The following is a 21,818-nucleotide window of genomic DNA, read 5'->3' as shown; positions in this document are numbered from 1 at the left end:
GGCGAGGCATGCTTGTGCGAACCCTGGTGTGAGACGACGCCGCGCTTCCTGATGTGCAAATTTTCGACGCAGCGACAGAAATGAACGAAAATGCTGCGAACCCACTGGAAAGCAACATGAAACGACTGTTACTCGCCGCACTCACCGCCGCCTCGTTCGCGACCTGCGCTCATGCGCAAAGCGACGCGACCGGCTCGTTCGCCACCCCCGCAGGCACGGTGCAGTTCGTGCGCGACGACCGCGACTTCGTGGCGGTCCTCGGCAAGGATGTTTTCGACCGCTTCGACGCGAAGACGCTCGCCCATTTCGACGAAGTGGGCCGCGACAACAGCACGATTACGCGCATGCTCGTGCAGACCGCCTACGGCCCCGTGCTGTACGACTTTCGCCACAATCCGCCGCTCGTGCAGCACGTGAGCACACACATGACGATCAAGCGCGTGTTCTGGCAACCCGACGAAGTCGTGATGCAAGGCTCGGAAGGCTGGTTCCGGCTCAAGAACGGCGCGCTCACCAAGCTGCAATCGTCGACGACCACCTACCGCACCAACTAGCCCGGTCAGGCGTCTTTGTCGTCCTTGTCGTCGCCCTGCGAGTCGCGGTCCGCGATCTTCAGCTGACGCAGCTTGTGATACAGCGTTTTCTTCGGCATCCCAAGCTCCTCGCTCGCCTGGGCGACGTTGCCGTGATGGCGGCGCAGCGTGTTCTCGATCAGCATCCGCTCGAAATACGCTAGCTGGTCCGCCAGCGTCTCCCCTTTCACGGTAGCCGCGCCTGCGGAAAGCAGGCTGTCGCCGGTCAGCCCGAGCACGAAGCGGTCGGCGACATTCTGCAGCTCGCGCACGTTGCCGGGCCATGCGTGCGTCATGAGCTCGGACACCTGTGCAGCGGTCACGACCGGCGCCGGCGTGCCGAAACGCCGCGCGGCGGCGAGCACGAAATGCTCGAACAGCAGGGGGACGTCCTCGCGCCGCTCGCGCAGCGGCGGCAATTCGATCTGTGCGACGTTCAGCCGGTACAGCAGGTCGGCGCGAAAGCCCCCTTGCGCAGACACTTCGGCGAGGTCGGCCTTCGAAGCGGCAACGATCCGGCAATCCACCGGAATCAGCTCGTTTGCGCCGAGGCGCTCGACCACACGCTCCTGCAGCACGCGCAACATCTTGATCTGCAGCGGCATCGACATCGTTTCGATCTCGTCTAGAAAGAGCGTGCCGCCATTCGCCCATTCGATCTTGCCCACGCGCTTCTTGATCGCGCCCGTGAACGCGCCCGCCTCGTGCCCGAACAGTTCGCTCTCGAACACCTGCTCGGGCAAACCGCCGCAGTTCAGCGCCACGAAATGCGCGTCGCGCCGCGCGCTGAAGTCGTGCAGGCTGCGGGCGATCAGTTCCTTGCCGGTGCCCGTTTCGCCGGTGATCAGCACCGACACGGAGGTATCCGCGAGACGCAGAATCTTCTTGCGGACCTCCGCCATGGCCGGCGACTTGCCAAGCACCAGCGCCTCGATGCCCTGCCAGTTGTGCAGCGAAGCGCGCAGGCCCTCGACTTCGAGCGTGAGCCGCCGTTTCTCGACCGCGCGCGCCACGCGGCCCGCGATCACATCGGAGGAGAAGGGCTTTTCGATGAAGTCATAGGCGCCCACGCGCATCGCGCTGACCGCCGTCGAAATGTCCGCATGCCCGCTGATCAGCAGCACGGGAATTTGCGGGTCGATCGCCATCACGTGATCGAGCAGTTGCAGGCCGTCGATGCCCGGCATGCGCACGTCCGAGACGATCACGACCGGCGCGCCCGGCGCGATGTCGGCATACGCATCGGCAGCGGACGCATAGGCGCTCACCGGAAAGCCCGCGAGCGCCACCGCCTGCTCGACGCCGATGCGGACGTTCTCGTCATCCTCGACGACCAGCACCCGAATCTCATCTGCCATGTTCTGTCCTTTGCGGCTCGGCTGCCGCGAATTCGATCGTGAAGCGGGCTCCGCCTTCGTCGCGATTCGTTGCGGCGATTTTCGCGCCAAAGCCTTCGACGATGCGCGACGTGATCGCGAGCCCGAGCCCGAGGCCTTGTCCGCGCGGCTTGGTCGTCACGAACGGCTCGAACAGGTGCGCCAGCACATCTGGCGCGATGCCGGGGCCGCTATCCTCGATCGTGAAGCGCACGCGGCCTTGCGCGTCGGGCTCACCCGCCTCGATCGCGATCACGCGCGCGCTCGCGTCGCGCACGGCGTCGAGCGCATTGCCGAGCAGATTGACGATCACCTGCTGCAGTTGACTCGACTCCGCATACACCGTCGTGCCCTGCGCGATCCGCACGTCGAGCCGCACCGCTTCGTCGCGAATGCGCGACTCGTAGATGAGGCGCGCATGCGCGACGGCTTCGCCGAGCGACACCGCCACGCGCTCCACTTCCGGCTTGCGCGCAAACGCCTTCAGCTCGCTCGTCAGCACCGCCATGCTGTCCACGAGGCGCCCGACGCGCTCGAGATTGGCATTCGCCTGGGCGCCCTGATTGCGCTCGAAGAAGGTACGCGCATTGTCGCAGAGCGTGCGGATCGCGACGAGTGGCTGGTTCAGCTCGTGCGTGAGTCCCGCCGCCATCTGGCCGATCACGGCGAGCTTGCCGGCATGCACGACCTCCTGCTGCGTGGCGCGCAGGCGCTGCTCGGTGCGTTCGCGCTCGGCGATCTCGCGCTGCATCTGCGCGTTCGCTTGCGTGAGCGCGGCGGTCCGCTGCGCCACGGTCGTTTCCAGCTGGTCGTTCGCGCGCCGCAAGGCTTCTTGCGCCTTGAGCTTCTCCACGATCACGCGGCGGCGCTGCACCGCATACAGCGCGTAGAGCGCGGCGATCAGAAAGACACCCGTCACGAAGGCGAACGCGAGCCGTTGCTGCCGCCGCGCGCCGGCCGTGTCGAGCAGCACCATGATCGTGTCCTGCCCTTGCGGCGCGGGTCGCGACATCACGAGAAAGCGGGCCGTACGGCCCGCGCGGCGCAGGTCGGGGAAGATGCCGATCCACGCGCTGTCATTCCAGTCGCCCACGCGCCGGTATTGCAGCGCCTCGACGATGCGGCCCGCGTATTGGCGCGACGCCTGGATGTCGCGCTGCTGCGGCTCGGTCATCGCGCGCATGGCGCTGAATTTCCATTCGGGCTGGGTCGAGATCACGATCACGCCGTTGCTGTCGACGACGATCGCCGCCTCGCCAGGCGTGCGCCACGCGGATTCGAGCGCGTCGACGCTGACCTTCACCGCCGCCGCGCCGATCGCCGTGTCGCCGTCGTGAATCGCATTCGCAAAGTACAGCCCCGGAATGCCGGTGTTCGTGCCGATGCCGAAGAAGCGGCCGCGGCCCTGCGCGAGCGCGTCCTTGAAGTACGGCCGGTACGACACGTTGGTGCCGACGAAGCTGACCGGCTGGTTCCAGTTGCTCGCGGCGACCACCGTGCCGTGCGCGTCGATCACGTCTACCGCGCCGCTGCCCACATCGCTGTTGACCGCTTCGAGATAGGCATCGACCGCGGGCAGCATGCCGTGCGCTGCAGCGGGCGGCGCCTTGAGCAACGCGCGCACGCTGTCCTGGCGCGCCACGAGCGCGGGGACCATCTCGAAGCGTCCCAGCTCGCTTTGCAGGCTCGCCGCGTAGAGATCGAGCCGATGCTCGCCGACGTCGGCCAGCGCGTCGATCGCGCGGTTCCATGCGAACTCCACCGCGGCGGCGGCCGCACCGACATACAGCACGGCCGCCGCCGCCCATCCCCACCATGGAATGCCCTTGTAACGCATCTGCACGTTCGCCCTCGTCGATTGGCTGCCGCCAGACGGCGGGTTCAGCGGATACCGCGCGCCGGGTGCACCGGCGCCACGATCGCGAAGGCGCGCGCAACGGCGCGTCATGCGCCGAAATGCGCGAGCAGGATGAGCGTCACGGTCACGACGATGGCGCCGCCAATACGCGTGGCGATCTGCGCGAACGGCATGAGTTGCATGCGGTTCGCGGCGGTGAGGATCGCCACGTCGCCGGTGCCGCCCTGGCCGCTGTGGCACGCGTTCACGATTGCGGTGTCGATAGGGTACATCTTCATCAGGCGGCCCACCACGAAGCCCGTGCCCATGAGCGTGACCACGGTCGCGGCGATCGTCACGACATTGACGAGCGTGAACGCGGCCATGAGCTTGTCCCACGGCGTCATCGCGACGCCGATCGCGAACAGCAGCGGGTACGTGACCGCGGTCGAGAAGAACTTGTAGACCACGAACGCGCCTTCCTGCAGCGGCGGCGAAACCGCGCGCGCGAGCTTCACGAGCACGGCGAGGAACAGCATCGCCACCGGCGCGGGCAGGCCGAACAGCTTGTTCGCCATCAGGCCGATGAGGTACAGCGTGATCGCGGTGATACCGGCAGCCGCGATGTGGCTCACGTCCACGTGCCCGCGAGCTTCGTCGTTCGACGACGCGAGTTCATCGGTCGCGCCGACTTGCAGACGGCCGTTGCCGGTGAGATGCGGCATGCGCTTGCCCAGCATGTCGAGCATGCCCGAGAGGATGATCGCCATGAGGCTGCCGAGCATCACGGGCGGCAAGACCTGCGCGAACAGGTCGCCTTGCGCGACGTGCATGATTTCCGAGTAGCCCACGGAAAGCGGAATCGCGCCTTCGCCCACGCCGCCGGCCATGATCGGCACGACGATATAGAGCAGCGTGTGCTTGACGCCGAGCCCGAGCGCCGCGCCAACCGCGGTGCCCACGATGGTCGCCGCCACCGTGCCGGCCGCCAGCGGAATGAAGATCTTCAGGAAGCCTTGAATCAGCACGCGCCGGTCCATGCTGAGAATACTGCCGACGATGATCGAGGCGATGAAGAGATAGAGGAAGTTGGTCTGCTTCGTGAACTCGACCGTGAGGTGCTGCACGGGCTTGGGCAGCACGTGGTAGTACACGAGCGCCGAGGGCACGAAGGTCGCGAGAATTGCCGCCGCGCCGATATTGCGCAACAGCGGCAGGCGCTTGCCGAGTTCGGCGCACGTGAAGCCGCAAAAGGCGAGCACGGCGATGGCCATCGAGATCTCGCCGGGCACCTTGCCGGTGACCGCGAAGCCCGCGATCAGCGCAAACAGGATCACGTAGATCGGCAGCGGAATGATGCCGATGCGAATTTCCATCAGCTTCCACCAGCCTTCGGGCCAGAAGCGGGTTTGCGTCGTCGGGGATGGCTCGGGGACCGCCTGGGTCACTTGCGAGGCGGCGGATGCGGATGCACTGTTCTGCACGGGATGTCTCCTTCGTTTTCGCGACCGGACTGCGTCGCGTCTCCGGTGCTTGTTTAATGAGGGCTGCGGGCTATCGAGGGATAAGCCGCCGGGCCTCTATAAAGCAGTAGCCGTGCCAGCTCGCGCCAGCGTCTCGAATACTCCGCAACACGTTGATTTGTTTGCCTTTTCCAGCAACGTCACTCTTCTCGAAGCCACCGCCGAGCCGAGATTTCAGAATCGGCCCGAGCCGCAGGCTGAAATCTCGGCCTGACCGTTGAGTGCACGGCAAGAGTGATTTTCAGAATTCGCTCTGGAACGACGCCGGTCGTTGGCAGAAGATGGATAACCGCAATGTGAGGAGCGAGCCATGAAAATCGTCTTGCCAGGATGCGCCGTCGTTTGTGCCGCGGCGCTGTGGAGTGCCGGCGCGTTGGCCGCACCGCCGGGTGCGGCCTACCAGACGCCTGTGCAGTTATCGAGCGGAAGGAATCTGCTGTGCAGCGTGAACGAATCACATCCTGCCGGCGATTTGGCGACGCTCACGCGTCGCGAACAGGTGGAAGCCGATGTGCTCGCCACGCAGCGTTTGAGGCTCGTGAGCGGACCGGAATCGCCTTATCCCTCTGCCTATACGGCGCCGAGCATTGCCTGCGTGGACGCGGGTTGATGCCGCAGGAAGAAACGCGGGGCTCGATTCGCCTGACGAATCGAGCCCCGCGTGCTACGAAGTTGACTGAGAAGCCGGATCAGAAGCGCGTGCGCACGCCCGTCGTCACTTCGACCTGGTTGGTCGCACCGAAGGTCGTGCCCACCGTGTAGCCGCCGTGCAGCTTCATGTAGTCGCCCGCCAGATACACTTCGGTGCGTTTGGACAGGTGATAGAAAATCGAGCCGTAGAGCGTTTCCTTGAAGCCATTGTGCAGCCCGCTCGTGGGATCGAATGCGCCGATGTTGGCGTTCGGAATATCGCCATCGACGTTATACGCGGCGTTGTGCGTGCGCATTTGCTGATAGCCGAGTTCGTAGTCGAGCGCGCCCTTCGGCACGAGCTTGAACGAGACCGTCCACGCATTGTCCTGACGCTGGCCGAGCGCTCCCTGATTGCCCCAGTAGCGGAAATAGCCCGCATTGGCGCGCACGATGCCGATCGTGTAGTTGCCGCCAACCGAGAACGCCTGGTTCGTGTTGCCGTCGCGATTCACGTGGTTATAGAAGGTCGAGGCCGTCCACGTCGGAGCGTTGTAGCCGAGTGCGAACTGATAGTTCGCGTTATTGCCGAAGCTCGTTGAATTGCCGAACGCGTAGCCCGCTGCCGCGTAAATGCCGTTATCGAAGACCTTCTTCCACGCCAGGCCGTTTTCGTAACGCGTGCCCGTTGCGCTCGCCGCGTAGAAAATCATCTGCTTGAAGTTGTTGGCGTTGGTCCAGCCGCCCTCTTCCGTCGTGAGCTTCGCGTTGCCGTACGGGTCGCCGTAAATGGCCGCGGCGTCACGCGCGATGGTGTTCTGGAAGCCCGCCGTGAGCTTGCCGAAGCGCTCGTCCTCCACGCCCACCCAGGCGTCACGGTCGAAGATCTGGCCCGGGTCTTCCATCTGGCCGTCGCTGACGCGGTATTCGCTTTCGAGCCGGAAGATCACCTTCGTGCCGCCGCCGATGTCTTCGGCGCCCTTCAAGCCCCAGCGGCTGCCGCTGAACCACGGCTCGCCGGCAATGCCCATGCCGATCACGTGATTGCCGTTGGCGTCCGCGTGCGATTGATAGGTGGGGACGCTCAGGTCGATGAGGCCGTAGAGTTGAACGCTCGATTGCGCGTGTGCGCCGCTCGCTGCGAGTGCACCGAAGGTCGCGCCTACGGCAGCGACAGCAAGTTGTTTTCTCTTCAAGATCGTCTCCAGGGTTGCTTCGTTGGAAGTTTTCATGGACCCGCTGCCATCACTCACCGGTTGCGGCGAGCCGTGTGAATCAGCGGGTGAGACGAATAGTAGAGAGGTGAATCCTTCGCGATTCTTTCACGAACGATTCGTATGTCTAAGTACATCCACCAATACCGGTAAAAAATCCGGCCTGCTCAGGCCGCCACCGGCTCTTTCGCGCGAAGGATGTAGCCGAGGCCGCGCAGCGTGGTGATCTGCACGCTCGATTCCGCCAGATGCTTGCGCAGGCGGTGGATGTAGATATCGATCGCGTCCACGCTCGGTTCGTCGCTCAGGCTGCAGATGCGCTCCAGCAGCGCCTGCTTCGGCACCGCCTTGCCCTGGCGCAGCATCAATGCTTCGAGGATGGAATGCTCGCGCCGGCGCAGGGTGAGCAGCGCGTCCTTGTGGCGGAACTCGCGCGTGTCGCAAACGTACTGCAGGTCGCCGCAGGTCAGCCAGCCCGACTTCTCGCCTGTCTGGCGCCGTATCAGCGCCTTGATGCGCGCCACCAGTTCGCGGCTGTCGAACGGCTTGACCACGTAATCGTCGGCGCCGGCGCCGAAACACGCCACCTTGTCGTCTATCGAGCCATGCGCGGTCAGCATGAGCACGGGCACGTTGTTGCGCCTGCGCCGCAAACGGTTGAGCACGTCCTTGCCGCTCAGGCGCGGCAGGCGCATGTCGAGGAGCACGAGATCGTAGCTCTGCGTGAGCAGCACGGAATCCGCGGCTTCGCCATCGGCCACGCAGTCCACCGTGAAATTCTCGGCGCGCAGCAGGTTGACGATCCAGTGCGCGAGTTCGGCGTTGTCTTCTACGAGCAGCAGCTTCATGGTCCCTCCTCACGTCTCCTCATCCGGGCCAGACGGGCAAGCGCACCGTCGCGACCAGACCCACCCGCTCGGCCCCCGCGGCGACACTCACCGAGCCGCCGTGCGAGCGCGCGACCTGATGCACGATGGCAAGACCGAGCCCCGTGCCCTCGGTATCCGCCGCGATGCGATAGAAGCGCTCGAACACGTGCGCACGGGCCTCGGCGGGAATGCCGGGGCCGTTGTCGACCACCTGCAGCATGACCTGCTCCCCTTCGCTGCGGCACACGGCCGTCACGCGGCCGCCCTTGTGCGTATAGCGAATGGCGTTGTCGATCAGGTTCGACACGAGCGAGGCCAGCAGGCCCGTGTTGCCCGCCACCTGCACGTCGTCGTCGAGTTCGGCGCCGAGATCGATGCCGCGCCGTTCCGCCGCCTGGACCATCTCTTCGAGCACGGAAGACACGACCTCGGTGAGATCGACGCGCGTCTGGCTGGGCGACGATTGCGTCATCGATTCGGCCTGTGCGAGCACGAGCAGTTGATTCGTCAACTCCGCCATTTTCTGGCAGGTGCGGCGCACGCCCCTGAGTGCGTCGAAAAGCGCAGGATCGCTCGCGTCGCATTGACTCGCGAATTGCGTTTGCGTGGTGAGCAGCGTGAGCGGCGTACGCAGCTGGTGCGCCGCGTCGGCGATGAACTGGCGCTGCATGGCGGCATGCACCTTGAGCCGCGCGATGCACTGGTTGATCGCCTCGACGATCGGCCTCAGCTCCGATGGCAGATGATCCGGGCGGATCGGCTCCAGTTGCACGGGCTCGCGGTCGGCAACGTCGTCCTTGAGCTTCATGAGCGGCCGCAGTTCGAGCGTGAGCCCGAGCGGCACGAGCAACGCGACGAGCGCCAGCATGAACCACTGGCGTGCGAGCTGCGGCCTCCATAAGGCGTTGACCATCGCCTCGCGCGACGCGATCGTCTTGCCGACGATTACCATCACGCGCTCGGCGCGGCCCGAGTCGTAGAGCATGCGCTCGTAGGCCACGGCGCGAATCGGCAAACCCGCATAAGTGGTGTCGTAGAACACGGGCGCCTCGGCTGTGTTCGCGCGCGGCAGCGGCAAGTCCGGCGCGCCGCCCAGCAGGCGGCCATTGGCGGCGAGCACCTTGTAGAAGATGTGATCCTGCCACGGCGATTCGAACAGTTCCAGCGCCGCCGGCGGGATCGTCGCGCTGAGGGAGCCGTTGTCCCAGTCGACGTCTTCGATGATCGTGCGCGCCGAATCCAGCAGCGAGTGGTCCTGCACGAGATCCGCAGTCTGCCGGGCGGCATCGTACGACTCGCAGCTCGTCACGACGACAAACGCGGCGAGCGGCACCAGCAGCCACAACAGCAACCGTCCACGCAGGCTATGCACCATGTCGCGCTCTCTCAGGTACCGAACCGCCAGGCGGTGCGCGCAGGACTGCAGCTCCGGGCGTGCTTCATTTCGCGCTGACGAATTCGTTCGTGTACGTGCCGGACAAATCCACGTGCTTGCCCTTCACCGAGGGATTGAAACTCGAGAGCACCTTCAGTACGGTTGCGGGACCGTCGGCGGGCATCTTGCCGTCCGCGGTGAACATCGGCAGCGAGGCCTTGAGTGCGCTCACGTAAAGCGCCTTGTCCTTCTGATAGTCGGCGGGCATTTGCGCGGCGATTTCCTCGGCGCTGTGCGTGTGAATGAACTGCATCGTGCGCACGAACGCGCGCGCGAGCTTCACCGCCTGAGCCTTGTGCGACTCGGCCCATGCGTCCTGCACGTAAAGGCTTGCGGCGGGATAGGTGCCGCCGAGCGCGGCGCGCGTGCCTTCCACCGTGCGCATATCGACGAGCACCTTCGCGTCGCCGCCTTTCTGCAACGCCGAGACGGTCGGCTCGGTCGTCATGCCCGCGTCGATGCGCCCCTGCTTGATGGCCGCGATGAAGCTCGCGTCCGCGCCCACCGGCAACATCGTGTATGCGCTCGCGGCGATGCCATGCTGGCTCGCGAGATACTGCGTGAGAAAACTGGTCGAGGACCCAAGGCCCGTCACGCCGAGCGTCTTGCCTTTGACGTCGGCCATCGACTTGATCGTGCCGGCCGCCTTCGACGACACCATTTCCACTTCGCCCGGCACCTGGCCGAACACGACGATCGCCTTGACGTCCTTGCCCTTGGTCTGCAGGTCGATGGTGTGATCGTAGAAGCCCACCACGGCCTGCACCGCGCCGGCGAGCAGTTCGTTTTCCGCATCCACACCGGCGGGCTGCGAGAGCAGCTCGACGTTCAGCCCTTCGTCGCGGAAATAACCCAGTTGCTCGGTGAGGCGCGCGGGCAGGTAAATGAGCTTCGTAATCCCGCCGACCATGATGGTGATCTTGTCGCCGGCATCGTCGGCGGCATGCGCGCCTTGAAGCGCCATGGCAAACAGCAGGCCACCAGCGAGTGCGGCTCGACGCAGCGCGCCAAAACTCGATTGCATTGATTGTCTCCGTCAGGATGGGCCGGCGGCGCGATGCTCGCCACCTCGATCGTTTCCGGGATTCTAGTGATTCGAACCCTTCCCGAAGCTTTCGCGGGTCACGCAGATTTATACGGGATTTCCATGAGCGGCGGCATTATTTATGCTTTTAATCGCCATGAATGATAATGGCTTTTATTCAGGATGCCAGTCAAGCCGACATCAATTCAAACAGGATTCCTGATCGATTGCGCGCAAAGCAGCGAGACCCGGATTATGGGTCTCCGCCAGGGGAACTTGCCAGCCGGATCGCGCTTTAACGTGTCAGCGCGCCTTTCATGACGCGCACCACATCGTTTGCCTCGATGCTCGTGACGTCGGTCTGGCCGATGAGCGGGGTACACCTGAAGAAGTCGTTCTCCACGTACCGGGTCCTCGGGTCGATATCGTCGCTGAACAACGCGACGGTCGGCACGCCGGCCGCGTGCGCGATATGCAGCAGGCCGCCGTCCGCGCCAACGAACAGCTTGCTCTGACCGATGAGCGCATAGCATTCGTGAATCTTCAACTTGCCGACCAGCGAGTCGAGTTGCAAATTCCTGAATGACATGGCAGTGAGATCGCTGGCTTCCTTGAGCCCGTTGTCCGATCCGATCAGCACATATTGATAGCGCGACAACTTGGGATCGTCATCGAGCCGGGCAAGAACGTCGGCCCACTTGCCGTAGATGCGGTTCGACTCCCTGCCGCCGACCGAAATCGCAATTCTGCCGGCCCACGCTTGCGCCGGAAAATCCTGGCTCTGTGGCGCATCGAGAATCAGCCGCGAGTTCCTGTACAGCGCGGCTTCTTCGATCCCGGAATTCAGAATCTTGTTGAACGAGTAGTAGCTGAACTGGATATGGTTGAAATTGCGCCCGGCATACCATCCAATCAGGCTCGTAAATCTGGCTTGACCGGCATAGCGGATTTTCTCTTTAATGACGCGAATGCCGAGCTTGTTCAGAATAACGAAATCGTATGCGTCGAAATCGATTTCACGATAATCCGTATAGACTTTCGAAAAAAACCGGTCGTGGCGGAACAGTTCGGCCAGAGACGGATCGAGCACCACGTCCAGCTTGTACGACGTGCCGCTGAGGAGCGCACGCCCGGAGAGGTCCATCAGCGCGTCGCCGAGGTTGTTGACGCCGCTGTAAAACAACAGGATCCGGGCGCCCGGGCGCAACTGCGCAGATTCCGTATACAGACCCAGTTGCCGGTTCAGCGAAAGTATCGACCACTTATGCAGTTGCTTCTTCAGAAGCGAAAGCTTTTTATAAGCGGAAAGGCTCTCGACCTCATCCTGGACGATTTCCGGATGGGGAACGCGAAGACTCTTGCTGATAAAACCGCGGACCGTATCGACTTTCATTGTTTACTCAGCAGGAGCCCTGTCCAACCCATCCTTAACCTTTGACCGAGCGGCTATTATGCCACCCGGCGCGAAGGTCACAGAACGCGCTGGACGGCCCGGGCGGAGTCTGTGATGTCCTGCCCGAAACCGGCGACCGTGTTGCAGCCCGCCAGAGCGGCCAGTGCGCCGATCATCGATATCATCACCAGAATCCGTCCGATCATGCTCAACTTCCCCTAAGCTCGATTTTTGATTGTTGCGCGGACGGCTGCTCATCGCCATAGCCCGCGGAATCCAGCCCCACTTGAGTCGGCCGGAATGTCGTATTCTGCCTGTGCTGGGTCCGCACGTGCAAATTGGTAGCAGATGCGGTTGCGCGCGGGGGCTTTGCGCCGCCCGCGCGCAACCGCTTACACGTGTAAGGCGTGCCGATCCGGCATATCGTGCGAACCGGCCAGCCGGAACATCGAAACGGAGCCCTTGAGGTCGTTCGCCTGAGCGGCGAGCGCACTTGCCGCCGCCGCGGCCTGCTCCACGAGCGCCGCGTTCTGCTGCGTGACCTCGTCCATCTGCGTGACGGCCTGGCCGACCTGGCCGATGCCCTTGCTCTGCTGCTCCGACGCGGCCGTGATCTCGCTGATGACATCGGTCACGCGCCGGATTTCCTGCGTGATGACGCGCATCTTTTCGCCCGCCTCCTGCACGTGGGCCGCGCCCGCATGCGAGCGTTCGACCGATTCGTGAATCAGCTCCTTGATTTCCTTCGACGCCGCCGACGAACGCTGCGCGAGCGAACGCACTTCCGAAGCCACCACGGCGAAGCCGCGCCCCTGCTCGCCGGCGCGCGCCGCTTCGACGGCCGCATTGAGCGCGAGAATATTGGTCTGGAACGCGATGCTCTCGATGATGCCGACGATGCTCGCGATGCGATCCGAACTGGCGTTGATGTCCTCCATCGTCTGCACCACGCGCGAGACCACCTTGCCCCCTTGCTCCGCGGCCTCGGCGGCTTGCGCGGCGAGCTGGTTCGCCTCGCGGGCGCTGTCGGCGTTCTGCGAAACCGTGGACGTCAGTTGCTCCATGCTCGCTGCCGTTTGCGCGAGCGATGCGGCCTGTTCTTCCGTGCGCTGCGAGAGGTCCTGATTGCCGGCGGCGATTTCGTTGGTCGCGGTCGCGATGGAGTCGGCCGAATGCTTGATCGTGTCGATGGTCCGCGTAAGCTGCGCCTGCATGCGCTTCATCGAAAACAGCAGGCTCGAACGGTCGTCCGCTGCGATCTCCACCACGGCGGTCAAGTCGTTGTCGGCAATGCGGTTGGCGATTTGCGCCGCGTAGGCGGGCTCGCCGCCCAGCGAGCGCAGGATGCCCCGGTTCACCACTGCCACGACCGCCGAGAGCGCCAGCGCGATCGCCGCCAGAATGCCCAAGCTCCAATAGAGCGTCACGCGGAACGCCGCGTCGATATCGTCGACATAAAGACCGGTCGTGAGAATCCAGTCCCACGGCTGGTAGCTCACGCTATAGGAGATTTTCGGCGCAACGTCGTTCGAGCCGATGCGCTTGAACGAATAGGACACGAAACCCTGGCCTTCCTGCTTGATGACGGCAACGATCTCCTTGAACAGATAGACGCCGTTCGAATCCTGAAAGTCGCCGACGTTCTTGCCGACGAGGTGCGGGCTCGCGGCATTCATCAGCAGCACATACTGCGAATTCATAATGCCGAAGTAGCCACCCTCGCCGTACTTCATGTTCTTGACGGCTTCCATCGCGCGCTTCTGGGCGTCTTCTTGCGACAACGTGCCGGCATTGGCGCGTTCGCCGTATGACTTCACCACGGCGAGCGCGATTTCCGAGGCGTGTTTCAAATCCGCCTTGCGCTCCTCGAGGCGCGTTGCCCGCATCTGCCACGCGTCATAAATCGATACGCCCGCGAGACACACGAGGCTCAGGATCAGCGGCAACCAAAGCCTTTGCACAAAAGAAAGCTTCATCAGTCTGTCGTTTTCTAATAATTTGAGGAGCGTGCCTGAGCAAGCGGCACCCCGCCTTCGCGGGCACGCACTGCGAGAGTCTCTGCGTATACGGCGCCGGCTGCGCTCGCATTAGAGGCAGATGACGCAACAAGCTCTTGCGAAAATCGATGCATGCGCAACGTGTGGCGCTCGCTGCGCCCGTGTGCTTCACGACGGGCGCAAGGGTTTCCGGGCCGCCCCTCGGTCCCTGTTTATTTTTTAGGCATGTTCTGCGGCCAATTAGCACAGGGCCGGAATGCGTCAAAGCGTTATCATGATCAAAACATTCATCGACGGTGAATGTTTTGTGCCATACGCACATGGTTGGTTATCCTGTCGTTTATCTCGAGTCTTCCATGAACACGACCTTCGCGGGCGCGGTGGCGCTGGCGCTCTTCGCGTTGACGCTCGCCACTGCCGTGCTCGCGGCACGCCGGGACCGCGCCCGGCGTAGCGGCGGTAGACGGATTTCGAACCCGACGCATTCTTCGTAGTCCACGACACAAACGTGTTTCGATGAAGACGCGGCGTGCATCGCTCTCCTAACGTTCAACCGTTCTTGACGGCAACCAGCAAACGAACGCTCATCGGACGATACAGATAGAATTCACGACAATCCGGCAGTGGCTCCAATGCGGCGGAATCGTGACGAAGCCATCGAGGACATCTTTCGTTTCCGCCCTGACTGAGCCTCAAGGCGCACGGCGAAACGCCGCTTTTCCATGCCGCGCGGTTCAAACGGCTCGCTACGCCCGCGCTGCTGATCGACGCGGGAGCCGATCCGTCCATTGCCGATCCGCACCGGCCGAGATATCAATGTCGATTGCGCGCGAACGCAAGCTGCCGGCGGGTATCATTAACACAACCACGCACCACACCGGGCCCTCTCGTCCATGCGCATTTTCGGAATCAGCCTTTACGTCATCATCGCGCTGCTCTTTGCAGTGCATGCCATCCGCAACCAGCAGAACATGTACTGGCTGCTGATCCTGTTTCTGTTCCCTGGCCTCGGCAGCCTCGTCTACTTCTTCGTCATTTATCTGCCGAGCCTGCGCCAGTCGCGCGGGGCGAGGGCCACAGGCCGGGCCATCTCGCAACTGGTCGATCCCAACCGCGCCGTGCGCGAAGCGCGCAACGATTTCGACCGCGCGCCGACCGTCGCGCACCGTATGCGCCTGGGCGCTGCGCTGCTCGACGCGGGCAACGCCGTCGAAGCGCTGGAGCACTACCAGGCGGCGGCCACCGGGCCGTTCGCATCCGATCCCGCGTTGCTCGAGGGCCTCGCGCGCGCGCAGTTCGCCAATGGCCATGCCGCAGCCACCCAGGAGACGCTCGAAAAACTGTTCGCCGTCCAGCCGGCCGCCCGCCAGCAGCCGGATCCCTCCTTGCTGTATGCACGGGCGCTCGCCGCGAACGGCGCAGCGGGCACGCGCGCCGCGTTCGAAGCCGCGCTCTCGTGCGCCAGCGACGCCGCCCCGCGATGCCTGTTCGCCGACTGGCTGGCAAAGCAGCCCGGTGACGCCGATCGCCAGCGCTCGCGCGAGCTTTACGCCGAGATCGTGCACGACGGGAAGCACTGGCCGCGCCACGCCCGCGAGCACAACAGCGAGTGGCTGCAACGGGCTCAGGCCGCGTTGAGCCGATAGCGCAGAGCTACCCGCGAGGAGCCGCCGTGCGAGAAACCACCGTCAAGTTCAAACGCGGCATGTTCACCGGGCTCTTCACGTTCGTCGCGCTGATCTGCGTGCACCCTTTTACGGCCCGCTATCCGTCGCTGGGCATCGCCGCGTTTGCCGGCGGCGCTTGCGCTTTCGTCGGCACGCAACTGGCAAGCTGGTTATACCGGCCGTAACACGAACGCAGCGCGATCACAGGCGCGAACGCATACCCGTATGCGCCAGCGAGCGGCGCCGCACGGCCATCAGCGTGCAAATCCAGATCGAGGCAGCGAGGTTGACGGCCGGATAAAACGCGACGGCCACCGTCCACTTCTCCAGCGCCAGCACCGCCAGCAGATATTTGAGAACGCACAGCGTGAAGTAGAGCAGGCTTTCGCTCCAGGGATCGCGGAGCGTCTTGCGCATGGTCGGGCCGAGACCCGCGAGTTCGATCAACGTCACGATGACGACCGAAAGCGTGGGGTCCGCAGTGAGCAGCCAGACGGGAATCGCGGAAAACGCGGCCCCGAGAAACAACCAGTCGGTTTTCGTCCAGTTTCTGTCGCCGCGAAAAATGCTCGCCACGAACGTAAGGAAACACGTGAAGGCGATTGCCGCCGTACACCACGCGGAAGGCCCGGCGCCCGCCACGAATTGCGCGGCGGCGGCAATGGCCGTGACGACCGACCATACGAGCCATGTAAAGAGATGCGGACGGATGCTGCGCCGGTAGATCGCGAGTCCGTACGGAATGGCCGCGAAGAGCGAGATGGCCGTACCCGCCGCGCCAAAGAGCGCCGAGGTGTCATGGTGTGCGCCGGTCATCGGTCCTGGAATCGATATGACATGGCCTGCAGGATGCGTTTAGTCCGGCGTGTCCGTATCCACGCGCCCGCACATGCGCCGGTAGGTGGCCGGCGTCATGCGGTACGCGCGGCGAAACCAGCGGCCGAGATGGCTCTGGTCGGCGAAACCTACTTCCGCGGCGACCCGGGCCGGCGTGTGGCCCGCCGCCAGCAGCCTGCGCGCGGCGCGCAGGCGCAAGCGCACCAGGTACGCATGGGGCGACGTGCCGAACTCGCGCTGAAACAGGCGCGTCAGACGAAACCGGTCGATGCCAGAGCTATCGACGAGTTCGTCGAGCCCGATGTTCGCGCTCATGTGTTCGTGCAGCAGATCGCGCACACGGGCCAGCGCGGGCGAAGCGGGGGGCGTCGCCGCGGTCGTATCGAGCAGATGGCCGCCCAGGTGCTCCAGCAAGCGGTCGAGCGCCACGTCGCGCGCGAGCCGGCCTTCCTCGCCGTATAGCGCGAGAAACGCACGGCGGATCGCCTCGATCAGGCGCGGGTCGTCCACGAGCGTCTGGCCGAAGGCGGCCGCCACGCCACCCAGGCCCGCGATGTTCAGCCTGCGCGCCGCACGCTCGACCCACGGCTGCGGCAGGTACAGCATCGCGTAGGTGAAGCCGCCCGGCTCGGGCGCGTGGCCGTCGTGCAGCGCGCCCGGCTCGATCAGGATCGCGCGGCCCGGCACGCTCGTGTGCAACGACCGGTGACACTGAAAGCGCTGCACCCCCTGCTCCGTATAGCCGATCAGCATGTCGTCGTGATCGTGGGGGTCGTAGGCGTGGCCGCTGAAATGCGCGCGCAGACTCTCGATGCCCGTCTGCGCATCGCGCCGTGCGACGAGCCAGTGATCGTTCCGGCCCTCAGTCACCGTGGCGTTCGTCATGGCAAGCCTGGCTCCCTGTTCCCGATTCCTTTCCCAAGGGCACGAGTGTACGCCAGCCATGCGCGGAGGACAGAACGTGGCCCCGGTGTCGTCGGCGCCCGCTCTATCGGGTTCAGTCGTCGAACTCGCCGGCCTGCAGAGCCTCGTCGAAATCCGTGATCCACGGGGCGAAGTGGTCGGTGTCGTAGGTGGCCGTCTTGCCGTTGGCGATCCGTGTGACGGATACCTGGCGGATCGCCGCGCGCTCGCCGCCATCGGCCGTTTTCTCGTGGTCCGAGATGCGGAACTCGCGCAGGTCGAGGCCCCGGCTCGCGAGCACAGCCTTGACGTCTTCCTGCTCGTCCCAGGAAAACTCGGCGAAGTCGTGGGCTGTCATGTTCGTCTCCTCCAGGGCGTCATCAGGGACTGCACGGCGCGACGGGCAATCCCTCGGCCTTCCAGCGCAGCATGCCGCCAGCGAGATTGGCCACCTTGCCGAAACCCGCCTTGGCCAGCAATACGCTTGCCTGCGCGGAACGCACGCCGGATCGGCACACCGCCACGACCGGCCGGTCGCGATCGAGCTCGTCGATGCGCGCCATCAGCTGCGAGAGCGGCACGAGTTTCGCATCGGGCAGATGGCCGAGATGGTCGATGAACTCGGGCGCCTCGCGCACGTCGACGATCTGCAGCGCGGCCGCATGCTCCAGCAGCGCCATGGGCTCGATTTCCCACACGCCGCTAAAGCGCAGTGTGAGCGGCGCCCAGTCGGGCGTTTCCTGGATCGGCGCGTCGCCTTCGGGCTTGCCGCAGCGCAGGTTGGCGGGCACCGCGACGGCCATCTGCTTGGGGTGCGGCAAATTCAGGTTGTGCATGTAGCCCGCGAAATCGCCGAGATCGACGTCGCCGCCCAGGCGCGGATTGAAGCGCCGCTCTTCCGCCACGCTCGTGACCGTGATGCCGCGATAGTCGTGCGCCGGGTAGAGCAGGCAGTCGTCGGGCAGCGTGAGGATCTGCTCACGTACCGAGGTGAACAACTGCTCCGCGCTCCCGCCCTGAAAATCGGTGCGGCCGCAGCCGCGTATCAACAGGCTGTCGCCGGTGAAGGCCATGCTCGCATCGTCGAGCACGTAGGTCAGGCAGCCGCTGGTGTGGCCGGGCGTGGCGCGCACTTCCAGATACCGCTTGCCGAAGGCGATGCGATCGCCGTGCCGCAGCGCACGGTTCACACCCTCGGCGCCCACCACGTCGGCGAGCGCGATCTGGCTGCCGCTGCGCTCGCGCAAGCGCCACGCGCCCGTGACATGGTCGGCATGCACATGAGTGTCGAGCGTCGCCTGCAGGTGCAAGCCCAGTTCCTGCAGCAGCGCGAGGTCGCGCGGCACCTGCTCGTAGACCGGATCGATCAGCAGCGCCTCGCCGCTTTCGGGGTCGCCGAGCAGGTAGGTATAGGTGGACGATACGGGGTCGAAAAGCTGGCGAAAGATCATCGCGGCTCTCTCTGGAAACAAACGCGTGGTTCGCTTTCCAGTATGCCGCATCCGGTATCGCCCCGGCGGCTCGACGTGCGAGATCTACCCGCGACTGTTCGGCAGCGAACCATCATGTTGTGGCGGCGGGCCTCGCGGCGCATCCGGGCGAGGCATTCGTTGAGCACGAGGTGCGAGAGCCATGTCGCGAGCGCAGCATCGCCGCGGAATTGCGCGAGCGCCCTGAAGGCTTTCAGATACGCGTCCTGCAAGGCGTCTTCCGCCTCCGCGTCGTCGCGCAGCATGGCGCGCGCAAGCCGGTAGAGGCGCCGGTTGTGGCGGCGCATCAGGAGTTCGAAAGCCGCAAGATCGCCCGCCACGATGCGGCGCACAATCCGCGCATCGTCACTCGTCAGGCCGCTGGTGCACGCTTCGGCCAGCGCCGCCTCCTCATTCGTCATGGTCCCGGCACCACGATCAGGGTGCCATGCATCACCGGATGAAACTGGCATGAGTAGGCATGGCGTCCCCGTTTGCTCGCGACATATCGCCATGACGCACCCGGCGCAATGCTGCCGGAGTCGAACGTTTTGGCCTCGGCGGTGACCGTGTGCGCCACGAGGTCCTTGTTGACCCACACGACGCTGTCGCCGGCGTGCACCGTCACGCTCGGCGGATCGAAGCGCATCTGCTCGATGGCGACGACGTAGCGGGCGGCCGCCGCTGGCCCGGCGCCGGCCGCACACACGATTGCGCACACGCCCAGCGCAACACGGCGCAAGCGGCTCATTGCGAAGTCGCGAGCGTCGCCTGCACGTGCTTCGCGTGGTCCAGATGCGCGACGAACGCCGGGCGGACCTTCACGAGCAAGGCCTTCAGCTCGGCGTTTTGCGCGCTGGGAATGAGCGTCTTGTTGAGCGCGTCGATGACCTGTTCGTGATACGTCACTTCATGGTCGATATACGCGCGATCGAACGCCGCGCCTTTGAGCGTCTCGAGATTCGGCATGTTGGCCTCGCCACCCTGCTTCAGGCTCTCGCTGGTCGGATTGGCTTCGGGCGTGACACCCAGCTTGTGCACGAGTTTGACGGCTGCCTGATTCACAGCGGTATGGTCGGCCACCATGCGCTGCGCGAAGGCCTTCTTTCGACTGCGTTTTCGATTCGGCCAGCTTGCCGGCGTCGATGTCGGCCTGGTTTGCGGCTACGACGATGGCGGCGATCTGCGGATCGGTCGGGCCCGAGCCCTGGGCGAGCGCCGGGATGCTCGACAGCGCGCCCACGAACAGGCTCACCAGTGCGAGCGCCGCGCCTGGCAGCATGCTGATGGGGTTCATACGATTCTCCTCGGTGGGCGGCGGGCGTTTCACCTGCCTTCGAGGAAATAGATGTCACGAGTCGCGCGGCTGTTCCCATTGGCAAACCGAAAATGGAAGAAAGGCCGCTGTCAGCCGTTTAACCCATATCCCGGCGGGGTGCTTAAAAGGACTGAAATCATGACCAGAATCTTGTTGTGCGCCATGGCTTGCCTTCTGCCCATCGCGGTGTTCGCGGAAGCGCCAAAAGTGGCCAACGGCATGATCGTCGACGATGACGGCATGACGCTCTATACCTTCGACAAGGACACGGTGCAAGGCAAAAGCGCCTGCGCCGGTGCGTGCGCAAGCATGTGGCCGGCCGCGCTCGCCGACCCCTACGACAAGGCCAGCGGCGACTGGGGGCTGATCGCTGCCGAAGACGGCAAGCATCAATGGACCTACAAGGGCCACCCCCTCTATCGCTACTCGAAGGACACGCACGCCGGCCAGATGAACGGCGACGGCTTCAAAGGCATGTGGCACACCGTGAATCCCTGACATTATTTCGGTTAGCTAACCGATTGTCATTGCCCGGCCCGGCCCGACGTTTCGGGGCGGGCCGAGGAACGTGACGTTGCATTGTTGTCGATCAGTTACCCGTGCGCAACGTCCAGACCGTTGCCGCATTGGTGCTGTCGTCTACGGCGGCAAACTGCGAGAGGTGCTGGCTGTCCATACCGAATGCGAGCCCGAACGCGGAACCCGCCGTGGGATCGACCGACATCTGCGCGACGAACTGCCCTTCCACGGTGAATTCGACGATCTCGCTGGGCTGTTGCGGGTCGGCATTCACGGCGTCGCCGTTGGCCGTGACGAGATGCCCGTTGGGAGCGAGCGCAAGGGCAAGCGGTCCGTGCAGATGGGTGTTGTCCTGATAGATCAGCCGCCCCACGCCGCCGCTATGATTCGCACCCGCCGCGCCGTAGATGGCGAACACCGCGTTGTCGCCCGTCGAGGCGACGTAGAGCACGTCGTGCTGGCCATCATAGGCGAGGCCCGTCGGGCCGACGACGAGTGCAGCCGGGTCGGTGCGATGCACGTAGCCCGAAGCGACGATCGTCGAGGAGGGCAACTCCGTCACGCCGTTCTCGCCGATCGCGAGGTCGATCCGGGCGACGGTGCCATTGAGCACATCCGAGACGAAGACCTTCACGAACTGCCCGCCGTCGAGCACGGTGAGGTCCCAGGGGCCGTCGAGCAGCCGCGCATCTTTCAGTTCCTTGACGAGCCGGCCCTGCGGATTGATGACGAGAAGCGAACCCGGCGCGATGACGTTCTTGCCGTCGGAGGTCGGGACATTGCCCACCAGCACGAAGCCGCTTCTCAGCACGGCGAGCGCCGTCGTGAGACCGAGGTGCGCTCCCTGGAAGAACGTCACCGGCTGGCTATTCGGAACAAGCTTGACGATCGTCGTACCGGTGCCTTGCAGATTCGATTGCGCATTGAAGTTGGACACCACCACGTCGCCGGGTTTGAGCGTGCTCCACGAGGGCACGCCGAACGGGACAAATGCAATGCCATACGGATTGACGTCGCCGTTGGACGGTACGGTCGACGAAGTCGCGAAGGCCGGCGGCAGGATCGCCTGCAGGGCGTCGGCGCGGACGGTTCCCAGCGCAAGGGCGAAGAGCCCGGCGCCCAACGCCAGGTGACGCAGTCGCGGCACGAACGCCGCCCGGTTCCGGCCGAAGTATGAACGACATGCGGACAACGAGCGAGAAGCTTTCATCTGACACCTCCTTCTCGCGGGGACG

General features: G+C 64.4%; 22 protein-coding genes and 2 pseudogenes. 6 read left to right on the top strand and 18 right to left on the bottom strand.

Annotated features, from left to right (window positions below; all coding sequences use genetic code 11):
* The first annotated feature begins 116 nt into the window (after positions 1 to 116).
* Positions 117 to 554 carry a hypothetical protein gene (locus AB4Y44_RS24305; RefSeq protein ID WP_342919616.1) on the top strand — a complete coding sequence of 146 codons (438 nt, stop codon included), beginning with the start codon at positions 117 to 119 and terminating at the stop codon, positions 552 to 554.
* A gap of 5 nt (positions 555 to 559) precedes the next feature.
* On the opposite strand, the gene AB4Y44_RS24300 is transcribed toward AB4Y44_RS24305, so the two are convergent.
* The 3 genes from AB4Y44_RS24300 to AB4Y44_RS24290 form a co-directional block, all read right to left on the bottom strand.
* A complete protein-coding gene (locus AB4Y44_RS24300) occupies positions 560 to 1,930 on the bottom strand; it encodes a sigma-54-dependent transcriptional regulator (RefSeq protein WP_368701102.1) in 1,371 nt (456 codons plus the stop codon).
* Positions 1,920 to 3,785 carry an ATP-binding protein gene (locus AB4Y44_RS24295; protein ID WP_368701110.1) on the bottom strand — a complete coding sequence of 622 codons (1,866 nt, stop codon included), beginning with the start codon at positions 3,783 to 3,785 and terminating at the stop codon, positions 1,920 to 1,922. The genes AB4Y44_RS24300 and AB4Y44_RS24295 overlap by 11 nt, the downstream gene beginning before the upstream one ends.
* A gap of 107 nt (positions 3,786 to 3,892) precedes the next feature.
* Positions 3,893 to 5,233, bottom strand: a complete 1,341-nt coding sequence (locus AB4Y44_RS24290; RefSeq protein WP_368701109.1) for a 2-hydroxycarboxylate transporter family protein — start codon at positions 5,231 to 5,233, stop codon at positions 3,893 to 3,895.
* A gap of 385 nt (positions 5,234 to 5,618) precedes the next feature.
* Between AB4Y44_RS24290 and AB4Y44_RS24285 the strand changes: the two genes are divergently transcribed.
* Positions 5,619 to 5,918, top strand: a complete 300-nt coding sequence (locus tag AB4Y44_RS24285) for a hypothetical protein (protein ID WP_368701101.1) — start codon at positions 5,619 to 5,621, stop codon at positions 5,916 to 5,918.
* 79 nt (positions 5,919 to 5,997) lie between these two features.
* On the opposite strand, the gene AB4Y44_RS24280 is transcribed toward AB4Y44_RS24285, so the two are convergent.
* The 7 genes from AB4Y44_RS24280 to AB4Y44_RS24250 all read right to left on the bottom strand — a co-directional run bounded on the left by AB4Y44_RS24280 (position 5,998) and on the right by AB4Y44_RS24250 (position 13,849).
* Positions 5,998 to 7,170, bottom strand: coding sequence for a porin (locus AB4Y44_RS24280; RefSeq protein ID WP_342919620.1), 1,173 nt, complete (start codon positions 7,168 to 7,170; stop codon positions 5,998 to 6,000).
* 149 nt (positions 7,171 to 7,319) lie between these two features.
* Positions 7,320 to 8,000: a response regulator gene (locus tag AB4Y44_RS24275; protein WP_342919621.1), complete on the bottom strand. Its 681-nt coding sequence runs from the start codon at positions 7,998 to 8,000 to the stop codon at positions 7,320 to 7,322.
* A gap of 19 nt (positions 8,001 to 8,019) precedes the next feature.
* Positions 8,020 to 9,396 (bottom strand): sensor histidine kinase, encoded by a 1,377-nt coding sequence (locus AB4Y44_RS24270; protein WP_368701100.1) that lies wholly within the window; start codon positions 9,394 to 9,396, stop codon positions 8,020 to 8,022.
* A 64-nt stretch (positions 9,397 to 9,460) separates the two neighbouring features.
* Complete coding sequence (locus tag AB4Y44_RS24265) at positions 9,461 to 10,480, bottom strand: ABC transporter substrate-binding protein (protein ID WP_368701099.1); 1,020 nt, start codon at positions 10,478 to 10,480, stop codon at positions 9,461 to 9,463.
* Positions 10,481 to 10,775: 295 nt separating this feature from the next.
* On the bottom strand, positions 10,776 to 11,873 hold the full coding sequence (locus AB4Y44_RS24260; RefSeq protein ID WP_368701098.1) for a glycosyltransferase family 9 protein: 1,098 nt from the start codon (positions 11,871 to 11,873) through the stop codon (positions 10,776 to 10,778).
* A 77-nt stretch (positions 11,874 to 11,950) separates the two neighbouring features.
* Positions 11,951 to 12,079, bottom strand: a complete 129-nt coding sequence (locus AB4Y44_RS24255; protein ID WP_342919625.1) for a hypothetical protein — start codon at positions 12,077 to 12,079, stop codon at positions 11,951 to 11,953.
* A 186-nt stretch (positions 12,080 to 12,265) separates the two neighbouring features.
* Positions 12,266 to 13,849, bottom strand: a complete 1,584-nt coding sequence (locus AB4Y44_RS24250; protein ID WP_368701097.1) for a methyl-accepting chemotaxis protein — start codon at positions 13,847 to 13,849, stop codon at positions 12,266 to 12,268.
* Between the two features lie 377 nt (positions 13,850 to 14,226).
* Here AB4Y44_RS24250 and AB4Y44_RS24245 point away from each other — a divergent pair, with 377 nt between their 5' ends.
* From AB4Y44_RS24245 to AB4Y44_RS24235, 3 genes are all read left to right on the top strand, one after another.
* Positions 14,227 to 14,364 carry a hypothetical protein gene (locus AB4Y44_RS24245; RefSeq protein ID WP_368701096.1) on the top strand — a complete coding sequence of 46 codons (138 nt, stop codon included), beginning with the start codon at positions 14,227 to 14,229 and terminating at the stop codon, positions 14,362 to 14,364.
* A gap of 399 nt (positions 14,365 to 14,763) precedes the next feature.
* Entirely contained in the window at positions 14,764 to 15,516 is a 753-nt protein-coding gene (locus tag AB4Y44_RS24240; protein ID WP_368701095.1) for a hypothetical protein, read from the top strand.
* A gap of 26 nt (positions 15,517 to 15,542) precedes the next feature.
* A complete protein-coding gene (locus AB4Y44_RS24235) occupies positions 15,543 to 15,722 on the top strand; it encodes a hypothetical protein (RefSeq protein ID WP_368701094.1) in 180 nt (59 codons plus the stop codon).
* Positions 15,723 to 15,738: 16 nt separating this feature from the next.
* Here AB4Y44_RS24235 and AB4Y44_RS24230 read toward each other — a convergent pair whose 3' ends face one another.
* The 7 genes and pseudogenes from AB4Y44_RS24230 to AB4Y44_RS24200 all read right to left on the bottom strand — a co-directional run bounded on the left by AB4Y44_RS24230 (position 15,739) and on the right by AB4Y44_RS24200 (position 20,028).
* Positions 15,739 to 16,353 carry a hypothetical protein gene (locus AB4Y44_RS24230; protein ID WP_368701093.1) on the bottom strand — a complete coding sequence of 205 codons (615 nt, stop codon included), beginning with the start codon at positions 16,351 to 16,353 and terminating at the stop codon, positions 15,739 to 15,741.
* A 39-nt stretch (positions 16,354 to 16,392) separates the two neighbouring features.
* Entirely contained in the window at positions 16,393 to 17,259 is an 867-nt protein-coding gene (locus tag AB4Y44_RS24225) for an AraC family transcriptional regulator (RefSeq protein WP_342919631.1), read from the bottom strand.
* A gap of 112 nt (positions 17,260 to 17,371) precedes the next feature.
* Positions 17,372 to 17,635 carry a hypothetical protein gene (locus AB4Y44_RS24220; RefSeq protein WP_254314809.1) on the bottom strand — a complete coding sequence of 88 codons (264 nt, stop codon included), beginning with the start codon at positions 17,633 to 17,635 and terminating at the stop codon, positions 17,372 to 17,374.
* Between the two features lie 22 nt (positions 17,636 to 17,657).
* On the bottom strand, positions 17,658 to 18,728 hold the full coding sequence (locus AB4Y44_RS24215) for an MBL fold metallo-hydrolase (protein ID WP_342919633.1): 1,071 nt from the start codon (positions 18,726 to 18,728) through the stop codon (positions 17,658 to 17,660).
* 113 nt (positions 18,729 to 18,841) lie between these two features.
* Positions 18,842 to 19,168 (bottom strand): annotated as a pseudogene (locus AB4Y44_RS24210) (sigma-70 family RNA polymerase sigma factor); the annotation flags it as partial.
* A complete protein-coding gene (locus AB4Y44_RS24205; RefSeq protein ID WP_342919634.1) occupies positions 19,165 to 19,497 on the bottom strand; it encodes a cupredoxin family copper-binding protein in 333 nt (110 codons plus the stop codon). The pseudogene AB4Y44_RS24210 and the gene AB4Y44_RS24205, both read right to left, overlap by 4 nt.
* A pseudogene (locus AB4Y44_RS24200) lies at positions 19,494 to 20,028 on the bottom strand (DUF4142 domain-containing protein). Before AB4Y44_RS24200 ends, AB4Y44_RS24205 begins: the two are co-directional and overlap by 4 nt.
* Before the next feature lie 174 nt (positions 20,029 to 20,202).
* Between AB4Y44_RS24200 and AB4Y44_RS24195 the strand changes: the two are divergent.
* Positions 20,203 to 20,562: a hypothetical protein gene (locus AB4Y44_RS24195; RefSeq protein WP_368701092.1), complete on the top strand. Its 360-nt coding sequence runs from the start codon at positions 20,203 to 20,205 to the stop codon at positions 20,560 to 20,562.
* A gap of 91 nt (positions 20,563 to 20,653) precedes the next feature.
* Here AB4Y44_RS24195 and AB4Y44_RS24190 read toward each other — a convergent pair whose 3' ends face one another.
* A complete protein-coding gene (locus AB4Y44_RS24190) occupies positions 20,654 to 21,793 on the bottom strand; it encodes a hypothetical protein (RefSeq protein ID WP_368701091.1) in 1,140 nt (379 codons plus the stop codon).
* Positions 21,794 to 21,818: the final 25 nt, after the last annotated feature.

Origin of the sequence: Paraburkholderia sp. BR10937 (genome assembly GCF_040965695.1) — a bacterium.
Lineage (GTDB): Bacteria > Pseudomonadota > Gammaproteobacteria > Burkholderiales > Burkholderiaceae > Paraburkholderia.
This window is presented reverse-complemented; position numbering and strand designations above follow the sequence as displayed.